The sequence below is a fragment of the Nonomuraea antri genome, from assembly GCF_013283785.1.
GTDB lineage: Bacteria > Actinomycetota > Actinomycetes > Streptosporangiales > Streptosporangiaceae > Nonomuraea > Nonomuraea antri.
In genome coordinates this window covers 1-17,491 of record NZ_JABCPZ010000226.1, presented here as the reverse complement: position 1 = coordinate 17,491, position 17,491 = coordinate 1, and the positions used below count along the sequence as shown (strand labels likewise).

The window sequence follows — 17,491 nt, the reverse complement described above, 5'->3', positions numbered from 1 at the left end:
GTGCCCGCCCCCGCCGGCCGCATCCCGAGAGCCCGGGCCGTCCTGGGAAGCCGCACCGTCTTGGGAGGCCGAGCCGTCCTGGGAAGCCGCACCGTCTTGGGAGGCCGAGCCGTCCTGGGAAGCCGAGTCGTCCGACGCCGCCCTGGCGCGGGCCGCCTCGATCTTGGCGGCCGCCTTGGCGGCGCGCTCGGCGCGCTGTTCCAGCCACTCCCCCACCCACTGCGGTATCGCGTCGGCGGCCGGCACGCCCTGCGCCGACCACAGCAACAGCAGGCCCAGCGCATGCTTGCAGGGGAACTTCCGGCTCGGGCAGCTGCAGCGGTACGCGGGCTCGGCGAGGTCGACGCAGGCCAGGTACGGCTTCGACCCGCTGCCCTTGCACGCGCCGAACACCACCGCACCCGTCGTGCCGCTCGACGACCATTTCCCGGCCGCCGCCACCCCCTGGGCCGCCTTCTGGGACGCGGCGTCGGGGGCAAGGGCCAGGACCTGATCACGGCTCCACCGTTCGATCACCCGCCGCACACTAGCCACCCCGACCGACATTTCGCGCCCCCTGCGGGAGGCGACTTCCGTAACGCACGCAGGGCCCTCCCGGACGGGAGGGCCCTGCCTGGTCGCACCACTTTCACCGGGGCGAACGGCATCACGACGCCGCTCTCCCCGAGGGTCAGCCGGCGCTCACCTCCGCCGCGGACAGGTAGGAGCCGCCGCTGGCCTTGGTGCCTTCGAGCCGGACGTATCGGGCGTCCACCGCGGGGAACGTCGCGGTCTTCAGCCTCGCGTCCAGCGCCCACGTACCTGCGGCGACCTGCGTGAACGTCTCCCCGTCCGTGCTCACGGACACCCGGTAGTCGAGGATCGTGCCGTTCAGGTTGCCGTCGAAGCGCGGCTGGTAGTCGACCTTGCTCACCTGCTTGGTCGCGCCAAGGTTGAGCGTGAGCGACTGGGGCAGCGGGTGCGGCGGCGAGTACTCCGAGTGCCAGAACGTGGCGATGTCGCCGTCGACCGCCCGCTCGGGCTCGTAGCCGGCGTGGAAGCTGCTGGCGTACACCTTGGGCTCGGTGCACGTCTCGGTCACCGTCACCGGGACCTCGCTGCTCTCCTCCCCGACCTTGATCGCGATCCGGTGCTCGCCGGGCGGCGTGTCCCTGGGCGCGGTCACCTTGACGATCACGCCGGCGCCCTGGTGGGCGGGCACGTCCAGGTTGGCGGCCGCGGGGGTGGCGGTGAGCGGCGCGTCAGCCGTCACGGTGACAGGGCGGGAGAGCGGCTCGTCGGTGTTGTTGACGATCCGCACCGACACCTGCGCCACGCGCGAGGCCAGCTCGCAGTGGTCGAGCGCGAGCCTGCTCGGCGCGATCGACTGCTGGACCGGCTGGCTCTTGCCGAGCAGCGCCCAGCCGAACGGGACGTCGGCGTAGTACCCGTCCCCGCAGCCCTCGGGCGCGTTCCTGGGCCTGCCCTGGTCGAAGGCGGGCTTGCAGGCGGCGCGGTCGGGCAGGTCGGCGTCGTAGGCGGTGTCGAGCCCGGCGGCGAGCGTCTGGCCGCGGGTGAACAGGTAGCCGCTGTGGTTGCGGCTCTGCGCGTCGGCCTTGTCGAACAGCGCGTCGCTGTACGCCTTGGCCCCGGTCAGGTTCGCCCAGAACGCCTGCGGCGCGCAGCCGATGGCCTGGTCCTCGGTCAGGACGGCGCACCGCCCGGCCCTGAAGTCGCCGGCCAGCACGGTGACCTGGTTGTCGGCCTTGGGGAACTTGGCGTCCACCAGGGCGGCGAGCTGCGCGGCGCCGGTGGCCGGGTCGCCGCCGGGGTGCGCGGCGACCAGCGGGACCTGCAGCGAGCCGTCGAGCTTGGCGGCGGACAGGAACGCCTGGTCCTCGTCCTGCACCCGCTCGTACGCGCCCGGCGCGGCGGCGGTCATCGTGTCGGAGTTGAGCAGGACGGCGGTCTCGCGCACCGAGCCGTCGGCCTGGAACGCCGAGCGCCCGCCGGCCAGCGCCACCGAGTACCGGTACCCGGTGGCCCGGCGCAGGTACGAGGCCAGCCGCTCGGCCCCCTTGCCCAGCACCTCGTTCAGCACGAGCGCGTCGGGCGCGGCCGGGACCTTGCTGACCAGCCTCCTGGCGAAGTTCTCCAGGTCGGTGGTGTCGGCGGCGTCGGCCGGACGCACCGAGTCCTGCAGGTTGGCCTGGACGACCAGCACCTGGCCCGGCTCCGTCCTGGGCAGGGCGGGGTCGCGGGTGGCGCCGGCGGCGGGGACGGCGCCGAGCGGCACCAGCGTGAGCGCCGCGGCGGCGAAGAACGTTTTCCTCATGGTGAACCTCACGCGTCCTGCAGGGCCGGACGGCCGGACTCGACGACGAACGACTTGCGCACCGACGGCACGCCGCCGGGGGTGGTGACCTTGTCCACGACCACGTAGTCGGCGCGCATGGTGTCCTTGGCGACCCGGCAGCGGACGTATCCGCGCTGGTTGTTGAAGAACTTCAGGTGCGGGTTGGCGGCCAGCCACTCCTGGCCGCCCGCGCTGGTGTCGGTGCCGTTGCCGCCCGAGGTGATCGAGGTGGCCAGCAGCTCGACGCCGACGTTCGGCGAGTTCGGGTCGGCGAAGTCGGCCTTGAGCTCGGAGGCCACGTTGACGTGCGCGTCACCGGTGATCACGACCGGGTTGGCGACCCGGCGCTCGGTGATGCCGGCCCAGAGCCTGTCGCGCTCGGCCGCGTAGCCGTCCCAGGTGTCGGGGTTGAGCTGCTGCAGTCCGGGGTCGGTGAGCCGGTCGAGCTGGAACATCATGACCTGGTTGGCCAGGATGTTCCACGAGCTGCGCGAGCGTCCCATGCCGCGCAGCAGCCAGTCGAGCTGGTCCTGGCCGAGCATGGTGCGGTTCGGGTCGAGGCGGGCGGTGATGTTCGCGGGGCTGCGGAACTGGCGCTCGTCCAGGACGTAGAACGTGGCGAGCCTGCCGTACGGGATCGTCTGGAACAGCGACATGTCCGGCCCGGTGGGCAGGCTGGACGGGCGTACCGGCTGGTTCTCGAAGTAGGCGCGGAACGCGGCGGCGCGGCGGCGCAGGAAGTTCTCCGCCGTGGCGCCGGTGGGCGACCGGTCGGCGCCCCAGTTGTCCTCGACGTCGTGGTCGTCGACCGACACGAACCAGGGCGCGACCGCGCGGGCGGCCTGCAGGTCGGGGTCGGTGCCGTAGAGGGCGTAACGCAGCCGGTACTGCGACAGCGTCTGGACGGCGGCGCCGTGCGCGGCCGACAGCGGGGTCTTGCGCTGGCCGCCGGTGGCGCCGATGCCGTACTCGTAGATGTAGTCGCCGAGGTGCCCGATCAGGTCCACGTCCTGGGCAGCCAGGTCCTGGTAGGCGGTGAAGAACCCGGCCTCCCACTGCTGGCAGGAGGCGAAGGCGTAGGAGACCTCGGTGGCCCAGTGGGCAGCCGGGGCGGTCTTGGTCCTGGCGATGCGGCTGGTCTCGTTGCCGACGGCGAAGCGGTACCAGTACTCGCGTCCCGGCCGCAGGCCGTGCACCTCGACGTGCACGGCGTGGGCCAGTTCCGGCCTGGCGGTGGCGGTGCCCTTGCGGACGACCCTGCGCATGGCGTCGTCCTCGGCGATCTCCCACCGGACGGGTACCGCGACCGGCGGCATGCCGCCGAGACCGTCGTCGGCCAGGGGCTGGGGGGCGAGCCTGGTCCACAGGACGATGCTGTCCGGCCGGGGGTCGCCGGAGGCCACCCCGAGCGTGAAGGGGTTGGCGGGCAGCGTGGGCGTCGGGTCCGTCGCCCCGCTGGGCAGCTGTCCGAGCGCGACGAGTCCCGCTACGCCGGCGGCGTAGGTGAACATCTGGCGCCGGGACGCGCGGCTGTCGAGCAGCCGGTGCCACTGATCGGGTTTCACCTGGTCTTGCCTCATTCGTTCGTTTGTTCGGATCGAATCCCGAAAAAATATTAAAATATGGAAAATCGTACGACGCATGAACAGGCGAAGTCACTGGGGCGAAGGAGACCTGAGAGGAGAAAGCTGGAGCTCCAGATTGAGCCCTGCTCACGCGGACCGAGCGAAACCTCTGGTGCGGGCGAGTCCTGGTGCGTATTGTATTCAAAACTCAGAATGCAGCACATGACATAGCACAGGTGCCGAAGTGAAGAAGATGCAGCTCATGGCCGGACTGCTGGCCGCCGTTGCCGTCAGTTCCTGCGCCACCGGAGGCGTTCCGGCCAAACCGGCCCCCACGCTCGCGGCCTCCCCGAGCGGCCAGCCCGCGAAGCTGTCCGGAAAAATCCAGATCTGGTCGTGGGATGTCGCGGCCAAGGCACTCGAACGTCTGGCCCCCGAGTTCGAGAAGGCGCGCCCCGGCGTCGACGTGGACGTCGTGGACATCGGCTACGACAACGCCTACGACAAGATCACCGTCGGACTCAAGTCCGGCGCCGGACTCCCCGACGTCATCACGCTCGAGGACACCGTCATCCCCGGATACGCCGAGAACTTCCCCGGCGGCCTGGTGGACCTGACGCCCGTCGCGAGCAAGTACAAGGCCGACTTCGACCCCGCCAAGTGGGCCGCCGCCTCCTCCGGCAAGGGGCTGTACGCGCTGCCGTGGGACTCCGCGCCCGTCGGCCTCTACTACCGGCGCGACTACTTCGAGCAGGCCAAGGTCGACCCGGAGTCCATCGCCACCTGGGACGACCTGGTCGCGGCCGGCGAGAAGATCAAGCAGGCCACCGGCAAACGGCTGTTCGTCACCGACGCGAGCACCCCGGCCGGCTTCACCACCCTGCTCCAGCAGCTCGGCCAGGGCTACTTCAAGGACGGCAAGGTCGCGGTGAACACCCCGGCCGCCGTCCGGGCGCTGACCCTGCTGAAGACGCTCAAGGACAAGGACCTCCTGCAGAACGAGAAGGGCTGGGACGGCCGCGTCACCGCCACCAAGGAGGGCAAGGCCGCCACCCAGCCGACCGCCGCCTGGTGGGCAGGCACGCTGACCGGCGAGATGCCGGAACTGTCGGGCAAGTTCGGCGTCATCCCGCTGCCCGCCTTCGACGCCGGTGGCGCCCGCACCTCGGCCAACGGCGGCTCCGCGCTGGCCATCACCGCGCAGACCAAGAACCAGCAGACGGCCTGGGCCTTCGTCGAGTGGCTGCTGGCCGCCAAGGAGCGGCAGGTGTCGATGATGAAGACCGAGGCGCTGTTCCCCGCCTACCTGCCCGCGCTCAGCGACCCGTACTTCGACGAGGCGCAGCCGTACTTCGGCGACCAGAAGATCAACCGGCTCTTCGCCGACCAGGTGCGCCAGATCCCGCCGGTGCAGCTGACCGGCGACGACAAGCAGGCGGAAGAGCTGCTGAAGAAGGCTGTCTCCGGCGCGCTGCTGAACGGCGATGATCCCAAGGCGGCGCTCGACGAGGCGGCCGAGCAGCTCGCCACCGCCACCAAGCGCGAGGTCGCCTCTTGACCGCGCCGACCACGTCACTCGCGCCGCCGCTGACCCGGCGGCGGCGCGGGCGGTGGCGCCGGCACACCGTCCCCTGGATCTTCGCCGGACCGGCCGCGGCGCTGATCGCGCTGTTCTTCGCCTACCCGCTGGCCGCCTCGCTCGTGCAGAGCGTCCAGCTGAAGGGCGGCGGCGTCGGCCTCGACCACTACTTCAGGATGACCGGCGACCCGTCGTTCCTGCAGTCGCTGGTCAACGTGGGGCTGATCCTGCTCGTCCAGGTGCCCGTCATGATCGGGCTGGCCACCGTGCTGGCGTACGTGCTCAACCAGTCGTGGCTGCGCTTCCGCGCCACGTTGCGGGTGGCGTACTTCCTGCCGGCCGTGACCACGCTGGTGGCGTACGCGGTGGTGTTCCGGGTGCTGCTGCGTACCGAGGGCGGCGCGGTCAACCAGATACTCGGCGTGCAGGTGGACTGGCTGAACGACCCGTTCTGGGCCCGGGTGGCGCTGATCGCCTCGCTCACCTGGCGGTGGGCCGGCTACAACGCGATCATCCTGCTGGCCGGGCTGCAGGCGATCGGCCGCGAGCAGTACGAGGCCGCCGCGATCGACGGCGCGGGCCCGATGACGACCTTCCGCCGGGTGATCCTGCCGCAGCTCAAGCCGGTGCTCGTGTTCTGCTCGATCACCTCGACCATCGGCACCCTGCAGCTGTTCGACGAGCCGCTGGTGCTGACCGGCGGCGGCCCGGGCGACGCGACGCTGACGCCGATCCTCTACCTCTACCAGGTGGGCTTCAAGCAGCACGACTTCGGCTACGCGGCGGCCATCGCCTGGGTCGTGGTCGCGCTCATCGGCGCTCTGTCGTGGCTGCAGTTCCGCTACTTCGGAAGGGAGCGCGCATGACCAGGATCGTGGTCCGGGTGCTGGCGGTGGCGGGCGCGCTGGTCAGCGTCGTGCCGTTCTACTGGATGATCGTCGCGGCCACCCACTCCAGCAGCGACCTGTTCGCCTCGCCGCCGCCGTTCCTGCCCGGCGGCGAGCTGCTGGCCAACCTGGTGCGGCTGGAGGAGAGCGTGCACTTCGCGCGGGTGCTGGCGACCAGCCTGTGGACCGCGCTCGTCTACACCGCGCTCAGCGCGCTCATCTCCGCGATGTGCGGCTACGGGCTGGCGAAGTACCGCTTCAAGGGACGCGGCCTGCTGCTCGGCGTCGTGCTGGCCACCATGATGATCCCGTTCCAGGTGCTGCTGGTGCCGTTGTTCCAGATGATGGCGAGCGTCGGCTGGGTCGACACGTACCAGTCGATCATCATCCCGTTCCTGGCGAACTCGTTCGGGATCTTCCTGATGCGGCAGGCGTTCATCGGCTTCCCCGACTCGCTGCTGGAGAGCGGCCGCCTGGACGGCGCGGGTGACCTGCGCATCTTCTACCGCATCGTGCTGCCGTGCGTACGTCCGCAGCTCGGGGCGCTGGTCATCTTCACGTTCATGTCGCAGTGGAACGCGTTCATCTGGCCGCTGCTGATGCTGAACTCCGCCGAGCACTACACGGTGCCGGTGGCGCTGAACCACCTGATCGGGCTCTCGCACGTGGACTACGCCGGGCTGATGCTCGGCGCGTTCCTGGCCACGCTGCCGCTCATGCTGATCTTCCTGCTGTTCCAGCGGCAGTTCGTGTCCGGCCTGCTCGGCGGTGCCGTCAAGGCCTGACCCGGCGCGGGGCCGGCGCGGGGCCGGCGCGGGGCCGGCGCGGGCCCGGTGCGGGCCCGGAAACTGTCGCCCGGCTCTGCCATGCTGCGGCGCACACGGGCAGGGCCGGACGCCACCGGGGCGTCGCGGCGAGCCGGCCCGTGCCGGGAGGCGGTGCGGTGTTCGACGGCGTGGACGAGATCCCCTGGAGGCGGCTCGGCCCCTGGCCGGAGCGGCGGCAGGACGGGGTGCCCTACCTGCTGCGCGCCATCGTGGACGCGCCGTCGGACGTCGGTGACAGGTCGCCGGTGTGGGGGCTGCGCTACGGGCTGGTCGACGGGTCCGGCCCCGAGGTCTACCCGGCGGCGCCGCACCTGGTGCCGTACCTGGTGGAGGCGACCGGCGTCGCCCGCCAGCCGCACCGGGGGCTGCTCGTGGAGCTGATGACCGACATCGCGGTCGCCCGGCCGTATCGCAACTTCGCACGCGACCCGGCCGCCGGGCCGGAGCCCGACTACGCGGCACTGGCGCGCACGGCCATGGTCGAACGCGCCGACGCGCTCGTGCGTCTGCTCGACGACGTCTCGCCGCGGGTGGTCGCGGCGACGGCCCGCCTGCTCGCCGTCCTGCCCGACGCCGCACCGCGTACCTTGCCCGCGTTACGCACCCGCGCCGAAAAACCGCCGCGGACGCGAGCGGGGGCGAGGGGCGATGCCGGGGCGGTGGCCTGCGTGCTGGCGGTGGCCTGGCTGGCCGCGACCGAGCACGCGACCTGGTTCGCCGACCTGCTCGGCCCGAACGACGCGCGCCCCGACCCGCTCAACGGCGAGGACGGACCTCGCGACCCCACCGACCACCCGGACGGACTACACGACCCCACCGACCACGAGGACGGACTACACAACCTCACCGACCAACCGGACGGACTTCGCAACGTCACCGACCACCCGGACGCGCATCACGACGCGGCCGACCACGAATCCGAGCGCCACGACCCGACCGACCACGAGAACGAGCGCCACGACCCGACCGACCGCCGAAGCGAGCGCCGTGACCCGGCCCCTCGCGAGGGCCGGCATCGCGAGCTGCGGGCTGCCGCCGCGGCCGGGCTCGGGGCGTCCGGCCACGGGGGCGGGCCGGGTGACGAGTCGCTGATCAGGCTGGTCGCGGACGTGCAGGCCGATCCCGGCTCGCCGCTCGACCGCATGCGCTGGTTCGGCTACGACCTGAGCCCCGTCAGCGCGGTGCTGATGCGTGCCGAGCGCTGGCACCTGGCGGTGACCCGGGAGCTGCTGAGCCGTCCGGGCGCGCGGAAGATCGGACGGCGGCTGTTCGCCGCGCGGGAGGCGATCTGGCGGTGGCGGTCCGCGCCGGCCGAGCTGCTGCCGAGCGCCGCCGGCCGGGTGCGCGACCTGCTGTCGACCCCGCCGGCCGAGCGCCGCCGCGAGGGGTTCGTCCGGGGGAAGGACTCCCTGGTGGACGCCGTCGACCTGATCGCCGAATCCGGGCAGGCCTCAGCCGCGTACGCCGACGTGCTGGCCGCGAGGCTGACCGGCGACCCCGGCGAGCCGTGGCCCGAGGCGGCGGAACCCGCCATGGTGGGGCTGGCCAGGCTGGGCGACCACCGCTGCATCCCCTGGCTCTCGGCCGCCTTCGGCAGCGACGAGTATCTCCAGTTCAGGTACCTCGACGCGGGCGACCTGATCCCGCCCATGGCGGCGCACGCCGACGCGCTGACGCCCGCCCTGCTGGCCGTTCTCGGCCCCGCACCCGTACATGGCCACATCGACTACATCGAGTGCCTGAAGGCGCTGGTCTCCTGGGGCGCGGCGGCGGCGCCCCTGTTGCCGGCGATCGCCGAGCGGCTGGCGCCGACGTACACGGCCTTCATGCTCCCGCTGGTCGGCGCGGTCGGCCCGGCGGCCGCCGCCGTCGAGCCCCAGGTACGCGCCCTGCTCGACGGCGACCGCGACCTCGGCCCCGCGGCCTGGGCACTGTGGCGGATCACCGGCGAGCCTGGCCGGGCCCCGGCGCTGCTGGCCGCGGATCTCGCCGGCTCCGGCCACCGGGCCGGTGAGATCGCCCCGCTGCTGGAACAGCTCGGCCCGGCCGCCGCGAGCGCCGTCCCGGCGCTGCGCAAGCACTTCGACAACCCTCACTACGGCCACCGGTACAACCGGGTGGCGCTGGCCCGGGCCCTGTGGGCGATCACCAGCGACAGCACCGGGCTGGTCCAGCCGCTGCTGAAGTCCCTGGCCGCCCGGCCGATGCCCGATCTGGGGCTCGGCGGGCACGGGTCGGAACTGGCCGCGATCGAGGCGCTGGGCACGATGGGCCGGGCGGCGGCCGAGGCCGTACCCGCTCTCACCGCCATCGCGTACGGCCCGGAGCGCGTGACGGAACGCGATGCCTGGGGTGATGAGCATCATCAGCGGGCCGCACAGCGCGCCTTGACCTTGATCGAAGGTGTGTGAAGCGCGCGAATCCGGGCGGAGTCGGGTCTTTCAACTAGGGCTCAACAGAACTTCAACCGCGCTCGATCACCATGGTTGTGCCATGAACCGGAGAATTCGCTCGCAGAAGGCATCAGATGAGCTCACGTCCAGGCGCTGTCCCAGCCGCCGCAGGGGTCGCTCGCGTCCTCACTCGTCCGTCGGCCGCGGCACGGGGTGACGGCATGGGCGAGGACGTTTCAGAGGACGTCGCAGAGGACGTCACCGAGGTCGTGTCGGTGATCCCGGCCGATCCCCGCTGGCAGCCCTCCCGCGAGGCGGCCGAGCGGTGCGCCGCCCTGCTGCGCGAGCTGCTCCCGGAAGGAGCCTCGGGCCAGGACGTCGACGTCGAGTGGCACGAGGCCGTCACCATCGTGCACCCGCATGAGGATCTGACCCGGATCGTCTGCCATCTGTGCGGCCGGTCGATCGATCCCGGCTGGTTGCACGCCCTGGCGGAGAGCTCGCTCTGGGACGAGTCCTTGACCGATCTCCAGGCGCAGGTGCCGTGCTGCCGGGCCCGCGTCTCCTTGACCGACCTGACCTACGAGGAGCCGTGCGGTTTCGCCCGGTTCGAGATCGCGGTGTGGAATCCCGGCCGGGGCCCGCTGACCGAGGCCGAGCTGGCCAGGCTGGGCGCCGCGCTGGGGCACGAGGTGCGTCAGATCAGGGCCCGGGTGTGAGAGTGGCGCTATTTCCTGCTGAACTTCTTGAACAGGAAGAAGTAGAGCTTGATGTACTGCCCGACGAGGATTCCGTTGATGATGGTGCCCTCGCGGATGAAGTGCGGCGCGCCGAGGAAGATCAGGCCGATCGCCGCGGACATGACCAGCAGCGTGCAGTCGAAGGCCGTCTTGATGTTGCCCCACTTGCGGCCGGTTCGCTTGAAGATCGTGTTGACGAACATGTCGACCGGCATGAGCACCAGGTTGGCGCGGATCATCAGGAACAGGCCGAACGCCAGCGTCGCGTCCGCGAACACCAGGAGGGAGAACTTGGCCGCGTAGGCGTCGAGCGCGATCCAGTCCGTCAGCATCAGGTTCAGGTCGAGGAACGCGGCCAGGACGAACGCCGGGATCAACGACAGGAAGTTCCTGAGCTTGAAGTCCTTCGGCAGGACGAGATACGTCAGCAGGAGCATCAGGATCTCGAGGATGAAGTTGAACGTGCCCTGGCTGATCTCCGGCAGCACCAGCGTCATCGTACGAGTGAGGCTGCTCTGCGGGGAGATCCCGATATTCGCCCTGATGGCCAGGCTGACGCCCAGGGTCAACAGGTAGATGCCGGCGGCGTAGGTGATCCACCGCCGCACCAGACTTCCGGTGTCGGCGACCCCGGCATCCGTTTCATGCTGCAACACAGTTGCCTCCCTGGCTGACGTGTCTGCGGTCTCTCAGACCATGAATCCGAAGCGGTCCAGCGAGATGAACAGGGTCAACAGCTTGTTGACGACCGGTTCGCCCTCGTTGTGGTGGCCCAGGTCGGCCAGGGCGGCGTCGATGGACCGGGTGGCGTCCACCAGTTCGTCCAGGTTCATGTCGGCCATGACGCCGTAGATGTCCAGCGGCAGCGACGCCCGCACCTGGCCGTCCTCGGTGACGACGCAGCCGCCGACGTAGGTGTCGAGTTCCTTGAGGTTCGCGCACATCTCGGCGCTGTCGGAGCCGACGACCACGAAGTAGGCGAACGGCGCCGGCCAGAACGTCGAGACCGCGCCGCGGTCGATGGAGACGCCCTTGAACAGGCCGTTGACGATGTGGCGCGTGCCGTCCGCGTAGCGCTGCACGACCGAGATCCGGTTCAGCGTGACGCCGTCGACCTCGGGCACGATCGTCCCGTCCACGACCGGGACCCAGACCTCCTGGGCGAACTTCAGGTGCCCGCGGCCGTAGACGTCGAAGAGGAGCACCTTCGCCCGGCCGCCGTCGGGCGAGAGCTCGATCGGGGTGAGGTCGAGCTGGCCGGGACGCAGGTCGGCGAGGCCGGGACGCGGTTCCTTGACCATGCCGGAGTAGTCGAGGTCGGTCCGCTTGAGCAGCTTCCTGTCCTGCGCGACCAGTTCGCCGCCCTTGAACACGTACCGCGGGTTGATCTTCGACAGGCTGTCGGTGAGGACGATGTCGGCGAACCTGCCGGGGGCGAGCGAGCCGAAGTCGTCGTCCTTCCTGAACGAGCGCGCGGCGTACAGGGTGCCCATCTTGATCGCGTGGATGGGGTTGAGCCCCATCTCGACGGCCAGCGAGATCACCCAGTCGATGTGTCCCTTGGTCAAGACCCGGTCGACGGAGATGTTGTCGGCGCACATCTGGAAGTTCTCGGCCGGCCAGCGGCGCTTGACGATGGCACGCAGCATCGTCTTGATCACCTCGGGGCTGCCGACCCCGAACTTGATCTGGGTCTGGAAGCCGTAGCGGATGCTCTTCTCGATGTCCTCCTCGTTCCAGACGTCGTGGTTGTTGTGCGCGCCGATGGCCGGCATGTAGTTCAGCAACATGTCGGACAGCGCGGTCACCCCCCAGTGGCTGTTGACGAAGCCGCCGTTCGCGCGCCCCAGCGCGGACTTGCGGAAGTCGTCGTCATCGCCCGTCATGTACGAGAGGTGGGCGAGCTCGCCCAGCCCGATCACCGGGTCCATCTTCAGCATGGCGTCGGTGACCTCGACCGACGTCTTCTTCCCCGGGGCGAAGGCGTAGATCCGGTAGGGCAGCTTCTGGTAATCCTTGAACAACGCCTCAGCCGCCTCGACCGCTTCCTCGCCGGCCGCGCTCGCGAAGTCCAGGGTCTCGGCGAAGATCGTGGTCGTGCCGCTCGGCACGATCGCCTCGCCGAACGCCGCCGGGTGGGCGAGCTGGGCGTCGAAGTGGAGATGCGCGTCGATCAGGCCGGGGATCGCGTAGAGGCCCTGGCCGTCGAACACCTCGCGCACCCGCACGATCGACTCGTCCGGGTTCAACGCGATGATGCGCTCGCCGTAGACGAGGATCGAGCCCTGGTAGACGGTCTCGCTGTGGACGTCCAGCACCTGGAGATTCCGCAGCAGCAGGTCCGCCTCCTTCTCGCCGTGCAGGATGTCGAAGATCGTCCGGACGTGGTCGTACTGCGCCGACACCTCGGCCGCGTCACTCGTCTTCTGCTGTCGCACCATAAGGTCCTCACTTGATTGATCGCTGATGGGATTCCGCCCGGCGGAACGAGACTCGGTGTGGCTATGAAATGGCACTGCACCGTTGCTGACAAGCAGCCGTTTTCGCACGGACTGTACGCTTTTTGCGCACGGTCCGGTCAGGGAGGTCCCATGCTCCACTCACGCTTGCTGCAATACCTCGACGAGGTCGCGCGGTACGGCTCCATCAGGGCCGCCGGCGCGCGGCTGCACGTGGCGCCGTCCGCCATCAACCGGCAGATCCTCATGCTGGAAGAGCAACTGGGCGAGCCGCTGTTCGAACGCCTGCCGCGGGGCATGCGTCCCACGCCGGCCGGCGAGGTCCTGCTCGCGCACGTCCGCAGGACGCTGCAGGAGTACCGCGAGGCCGTCAGCGAGATGCGCGACCTCCAGTCACTGCCGAGCGGCGAGGTCGTGATCGCCACGATGACCGGCCTGGCCAGCGGCGTCGTCTCGGCCGCGACCGCGAGCTTCTACGCCCGCCACCCCAGTGTCAGGATCTCCATCCGGGTGATGTCCACCCACGACATCCTGCACGCCGTGATGAGCAGCGAAGCCGATCTGGGGCTGGGATTCAACGTCCCCACTTCGCCGCAGCTGGAGATCTGCTGGCAGCTGGACACCCGGCTCGGCGTGGTCATCGCCGCGAAACACCCGCTGGCCCGCATGGAGTCGATCCCGCTGGCGCAGTGCGCGTCGTATCCCCTCATCTTCGCCGACCGGTCAATGGTGATCCACGGCATCATCGCCGACACCTTCGCCGAAGCCGGGATCAAGGTCGAGCCCGCCTTCCACACCAATTCGATCGAGACGATGAAACGGCTCGCGGCGGGTGGCGAGGCGATCGCCTTTCTCAGCAGGTTCGACATCGCCGAGGAGCACCACCACGGGACCCTGGCCTTCCGCCCGGTCCGGGACCGCGCGTTCAGCAACAACATCCTGTCGCTCATCCGCCGGGAGAAGCACGGTCATGGTCTGGCCGGACTGCTGTTCGCCGAGGAGATCGTGCAGGCACTGGAGTCCGTCGCCCATCCAGCCGTCTGACGTCCACGCCGCCTCGATTGCCCGTATATGGGGCATGCGGGGTGTCGAGGCTAATGGGTCATGCCGAGTGCCGAGGCCTATGGGTAGCCGGTTGTCGAGGCTTATGGGTCATGCCAGTTGTCGAGGCTTATGGGTCATGCCAGGTGTCGAGGCCGCGGTGGCGTCCGGCGCCTGGCGAACGCGCGGGTCACCGGCGAAGCCTCCGCCGTTCTTCGCCCGCCTGCCCGCGTACTCGCCTGGTCCTGCCGCGTTCGGCCATGATCTCCAGCACCGCCGGGTCACGCACGCACTCCGTGATGCGCCGCTGCACCCAGTCGGACCACCCGTCGAGGCGCTGCGCCACCTGCCCGGCGGGCAGTTCCCCCGCGGCCACCGCGTCGACGATCTCCAGCTCGCCGACCCGCCGCAGCGCGTAGTCACGCTGCTCCGGCGGAATCCGCCCCACCCACGCGGCCCTCTCCTCGGGGTCCACCCGCTCCACCAGCTGCACGACGACGGAGGAGGCCATGGGGAGGTCGGGTTCCAGCGGCAACAACCGGAAGAGCAGGTCACGTCCGACGCCTTCGCGGATCGCGAGGTCGTAGAGCGCCCAGCGCTGATGATCCTCGGACAACTCCCCGAGATCGACCTGCTGGAGTCGGGCGAGCTCGTGCAGCAGTTCCCGCAGTTCCTCGTCGATGTGCGCGCCGGCCTCCTCGCTCACGAATGCCCCATTCTGTTGGCCTCTTGATCGTCGAGACTGTCAGTTGGCCATGCCCGTAGCAACGCCTTCGACGCTGTCAGGACGCAAGATGCTCGTCCTGATTTCTGTCTCGGCAACACTGGCCGCCCATGATGCAGGCTCGGCCCCGGGAGCGGACTCGGTGATCCCGGTCCACGGCCGCCCCGCGCGGGGAGCGCGAGGGGCGGAGCCTCTCGCCCGGGGGCGAAGCCCCCCAGCAGGACGGTCTGAGCGGAGCGAAGGCGATGCCCTTGGCGGCCACGCCCCGTGCGAGTCTTGGGTTTTTTGCGGGGGGATGATTGTCTGTCCGAAGGAACTCTTGGGAGGCAGCGGTGACCCGTCAAATCGTTTCGGTCGTGGGTGGCAAGGAAGCCGCCTCCACCGACGTCTACGCATCCACCAATCCCGCGCGTACCAGTGAGGTCGTCGCGAACGTGGGGCTCGCCGATGCCGGCGCGTTCGCCGACGCGTGCCGTACCGCCAAGGAGGCGCAGCGCGAGTGGGCCAAGGTGCCGGCGCCGGTGCGGGGGCGGGTGATCGCGTCCATCGGACGGCTCGTGGAGGCCAACGCGGAGAGGCTGGCGCGGCTGGTCACGCAGGAGATCGGCAAGCCGTACGCCGAGGCGCTGGGCGAGGTGCGGGAGATCGTCGACACCTGCGACTTCTTCCTGGGCGAAGGACGCCGGTTGTACGGGCAGACCGTGCCGTCCGAGATGCCGGACAAGAACCTGTTCACCTTCCGTAACCCGGTCGGCGTGGCGGCGGTCATCACCGCGGGGAACTTCCCGGTGGCCGTCCCGTCGTGGTATCTGGTGCCGGCGTTGTTGTGCGGCAACGCGGTCGTGTGGAAGCCGGCCGAGTACGCGGCCGCCTCCGCGCACGCCCTCTACCAGCTGTTCGCCGCCGCCGGGCTGCCCGACGGAGTGCTGAACATCGTCTTCGCCGACGGCGCGCAGACGTTCCGCGGCCTGGAGCGGGCACTCGACGAGGGCAGCGTGCACAAGGTCGGCTTCACCGGTTCCAGCGAGGTCGGCAGGAAGGTGGGCGAGCTGACCGGCCGCCACCTGCAGTCGGCCTGCCTGGAGCTGGGCGGCAAGAACCCGATGGTGATCATGCCGGACGCCGATCTCGACCTCGCCGTCGAGGGCGCGCTGTTCTCCGGTTTCGGCACGGCCGGGCAGCGGTGCACCAGCCTGGGCACGGTGATCGTGCACGAGAGCGTGCACGACGAGTTCGTGGAGCGGTTCGGCCGCGCGGTGCGCAACGCCAAGATCGGTGAGCCCGACCAGGACGTCCTCGCCGGCCCGCTGCTCGACCAGAAGTTCGCGGACCGGTACGAGGAGTTCCTGACCTGGATCCAGCCCCACCACCAGGTCGTGTCCGGGAACACCGGAAAGATCAGCAAGGACAATCCGCACCACGACTTCACCGGCGACGACGGTCTCTACTACCACCCGGTGGTGGTCGACGGCGTGCGTCCCACCGACCGTCTCTTCCTGGAGGAGACGTTCGGACCGATCGTCGGCGTGACCACCTTCAGCACTCTCGACGAGGCCATCGAGCTGGCCAACCGTCCCGGTTACGGCCTGTCGAGCTCGATCTACACCACCGATCCGCAGCACGCCTTCCGCTTCCGCGAGGGCATCTCCGCCGGGATGGTCAGCGTCAACAACTCCACCTCCGGGGCGGAGGCGCACCTGCCGTTCGGCGGCAACGGCAAGTCGGGCAACGGCAGCCGGCAGTCGGGCATGTGGGTGCTCGACCAGTTCACCCGCTGGCAGGCGATGAACTGGGACCACTCAGGACGCCTGCAGAAGGCCCAGATGGACGTCGCGGACATCACCCCTGACCTGGACTTCCGCCTGTAGTAACGCCCGGAGAGGGGAGCCGACACCGCACGGCTCCCCTCTCCTCACGCTCACTAATCAAGTTTGACTAGCAAGCCAGGCCGTGGTTACGCTGGCGCCCCGGTAGTCAAATTTGATTAGTGGAGGGCGGATGGAGCTCGCGATCGTCGCGGAGGGTCTGCGGAAGACGTACGGCGCGAAACGGGCGCTCGACGGCCTCACCCTGACCGTGCCCAGCGGCACGGTGCACGGCGTGCTCGGCCCGAACGGCGCGGGCAAGACCACCTTCGTGCGCATCCTGGCCACCCTGCTGCGGGTGGAGTCCGGCCGCGCCCTGGTCGCCGGCATCGACGTCGGACGGCACCCGGCCGAGGTCCGCAGGCGGATCGGGCTGCTCGGCCAGCACGCCGCCCTGGACGAGGACCTCTCGGGCCGCCAGAACCTGGAACTGTTCGGACGCCTCCACCACCTCGGCCGCCGCCGCGCCACCCAGCGGGCCACGGAGCTGCTGGAGCGGTTCGAGCTGGCCGACACCGGCGGCAAACCGGTCAAGACGTACAGCGGCGGCATGCGGCGCCGCCTCGACCTCGCCGTGTCGCTGATCATCCAGCCGCGGGTCCTGTTCCTGGACGAGCCGACCGCCGGCCTCGACCCGCGCGGCCGCACCGAGGTGTGGAACGCGGTGCGCTCGCTGGTCGGCGGCGGCGCCACGGTGCTGCTGACCACCCAGTACCTGGAGGAGGCCGACCAGCTCGCCGACCGGATCTCGCTCATCGACGCCGGACGGGTCATCGCCGACGGCACCGCCGACCAGCTCAAGGCCCAGGTGGGCGGTGACCGCATCGACGTGGTGCTGCGCGAGGCGTCCCAGGTGGAGGCGGCGGCCGCGGTGCTGGCGCGCGTGCCCGGGGCCGGCGCGGTGAGCGTGGACGCGGACCGCCGGCTGATCAGCGCGCCGGTCTCGGACCGGATGAGCGTGCTGACCCGGCTGGTGGGCGCGCTGCGGGAGGCCGGCATCCAGGCCGAGGACCTGGCCCTGCGCCGGCCGACCCTGGACGAGGTGTTCCTGCACCTCACCGGCCACACCCCCACCC

Annotated in this window: 14 protein-coding genes; 8 read left to right on the top strand and 6 right to left on the bottom strand. The window is 70.2% G+C overall.

What is annotated here, in order from left to right; genetic code table 11:
• From HII36_RS44560 to HII36_RS44550, 3 genes are all read right to left on the bottom strand, one after another.
• A partial coding sequence (locus HII36_RS44560; protein WP_328808167.1) for an SWIM zinc finger family protein occupies nucleotides 1–516 on the bottom strand: 516 nt, incomplete at its 3' end.
• Nucleotides 517–670: 154 nt separating this feature from the next.
• Nucleotides 671–2,314, bottom strand: a complete 1,644-nt coding sequence (locus tag HII36_RS44555) for a discoidin domain-containing protein (RefSeq protein ID WP_173529408.1) — start codon at nucleotides 2,312–2,314, stop codon at nucleotides 671–673.
• A gap of 8 nt (nucleotides 2,315–2,322) precedes the next feature.
• Nucleotides 2,323–3,900, bottom strand: coding sequence for an alkaline phosphatase D family protein (locus tag HII36_RS44550; RefSeq protein WP_217370733.1), 1,578 nt, complete (start codon nucleotides 3,898–3,900; stop codon nucleotides 2,323–2,325).
• A 253-nt stretch (nucleotides 3,901–4,153) separates the two neighbouring features.
• On the opposite strand from HII36_RS44550, the gene HII36_RS44545 reads away from it, so the two are divergent.
• The 5 genes from HII36_RS44545 to HII36_RS44525 all read left to right on the top strand — a co-directional run bounded on the left by HII36_RS44545 (nucleotide 4,154) and on the right by HII36_RS44525 (nucleotide 10,305).
• Nucleotides 4,154–5,458: an ABC transporter substrate-binding protein gene (locus HII36_RS44545; RefSeq protein WP_173529411.1), complete on the top strand. Its 1,305-nt coding sequence runs from the start codon at nucleotides 4,154–4,156 to the stop codon at nucleotides 5,456–5,458.
• A complete protein-coding gene (locus HII36_RS44540) occupies nucleotides 5,455–6,345 on the top strand; it encodes a carbohydrate ABC transporter permease (RefSeq protein ID WP_217370731.1) in 891 nt (296 codons plus the stop codon). Before HII36_RS44545 ends, HII36_RS44540 begins: the two co-directional genes overlap by 4 nt.
• On the top strand, nucleotides 6,342–7,151 hold the full coding sequence (locus tag HII36_RS44535; RefSeq protein ID WP_173529407.1) for a carbohydrate ABC transporter permease: 810 nt from the start codon (nucleotides 6,342–6,344) through the stop codon (nucleotides 7,149–7,151). The genes HII36_RS44540 and HII36_RS44535 overlap by 4 nt, the downstream gene beginning before the upstream one ends.
• Nucleotides 7,152–7,291: 140 nt before the next feature.
• Complete coding sequence (locus HII36_RS44530; RefSeq protein ID WP_173529406.1) at nucleotides 7,292–9,604, top strand: hypothetical protein; 2,313 nt, start codon at nucleotides 7,292–7,294, stop codon at nucleotides 9,602–9,604.
• Between the two features lie 203 nt (nucleotides 9,605–9,807).
• Nucleotides 9,808–10,305, top strand: a complete 498-nt coding sequence (locus HII36_RS44525) for a hypothetical protein (protein ID WP_173529405.1) — start codon at nucleotides 9,808–9,810, stop codon at nucleotides 10,303–10,305.
• 8 nt (nucleotides 10,306–10,313) lie between these two features.
• On the opposite strand, the gene HII36_RS44520 is transcribed toward HII36_RS44525, so the two are convergent.
• Both HII36_RS44520 and HII36_RS44515 read right to left on the bottom strand, forming a co-directional pair.
• Nucleotides 10,314–10,982, bottom strand: coding sequence for a YczE/YyaS/YitT family protein (locus tag HII36_RS44520; protein ID WP_217370730.1), 669 nt, complete (start codon nucleotides 10,980–10,982; stop codon nucleotides 10,314–10,316).
• 33 nt (nucleotides 10,983–11,015) lie between these two features.
• Nucleotides 11,016–12,767: an adenine deaminase C-terminal domain-containing protein gene (locus HII36_RS44515; protein WP_173529404.1), complete on the bottom strand. Its 1,752-nt coding sequence runs from the start codon at nucleotides 12,765–12,767 to the stop codon at nucleotides 11,016–11,018.
• A 150-nt stretch (nucleotides 12,768–12,917) separates the two neighbouring features.
• Here HII36_RS44515 and HII36_RS44510 point away from each other — a divergent pair, with 150 nt between their 5' ends.
• On the top strand, nucleotides 12,918–13,829 hold the full coding sequence (locus HII36_RS44510) for a LysR family transcriptional regulator (protein ID WP_173529403.1): 912 nt from the start codon (nucleotides 12,918–12,920) through the stop codon (nucleotides 13,827–13,829).
• Nucleotides 13,830–14,016: 187 nt separating this feature from the next.
• On the opposite strand, the gene HII36_RS44505 is transcribed toward HII36_RS44510, so the two are convergent.
• The gene (locus HII36_RS44505) at nucleotides 14,017–14,532 is read right to left on the bottom strand and encodes a hypothetical protein (RefSeq protein ID WP_173529402.1); all 516 of its coding nucleotides are present in this window, start codon (nucleotides 14,530–14,532) and stop codon (nucleotides 14,017–14,019) included.
• A gap of 374 nt (nucleotides 14,533–14,906) precedes the next feature.
• On the opposite strand from HII36_RS44505, the gene HII36_RS44500 reads away from it, so the two are divergent.
• Entirely contained in the window at nucleotides 14,907–16,418 is a 1,512-nt protein-coding gene (locus tag HII36_RS44500) for an aldehyde dehydrogenase family protein (RefSeq protein WP_328808166.1), read from the top strand.
• A gap of 130 nt (nucleotides 16,419–16,548) precedes the next feature.
• On the top strand, nucleotides 16,549–17,491 hold a 943-nt coding region (locus tag HII36_RS44495), incomplete at its 3' end, for an ATP-binding cassette domain-containing protein (RefSeq protein ID WP_173529400.1).

Coding starts and splice junctions, on each gene's coding strand:
- HII36_RS44535 (WP_173529407.1), top strand. CDS start 6,342: ATGACCAGGATCGTGGTCCGGGTGCTGGCGGTGGCGGGCGCGCTGGTC.
- HII36_RS44510 (WP_173529403.1), top strand. CDS start 12,918: ATGCTCCACTCACGCTTGCTGCAATACCTCGACGAGGTCGCGCGGTAC.
- HII36_RS44515 (WP_173529404.1), bottom strand. CDS start 12,767: ATGGTGCGACAGCAGAAGACGAGTGACGCGGCCGAGGTGTCGGCGCAG.
- HII36_RS44545 (WP_173529411.1), top strand. CDS start 4,154: ATGCAGCTCATGGCCGGACTGCTGGCCGCCGTTGCCGTCAGTTCCTGC.
- HII36_RS44525 (WP_173529405.1), top strand. CDS start 9,808: ATGGGCGAGGACGTTTCAGAGGACGTCGCAGAGGACGTCACCGAGGTC.
- HII36_RS44555 (WP_173529408.1), bottom strand. CDS start 2,314: ATGAGGAAAACGTTCTTCGCCGCCGCGGCGCTCACGCTGGTGCCGCTC.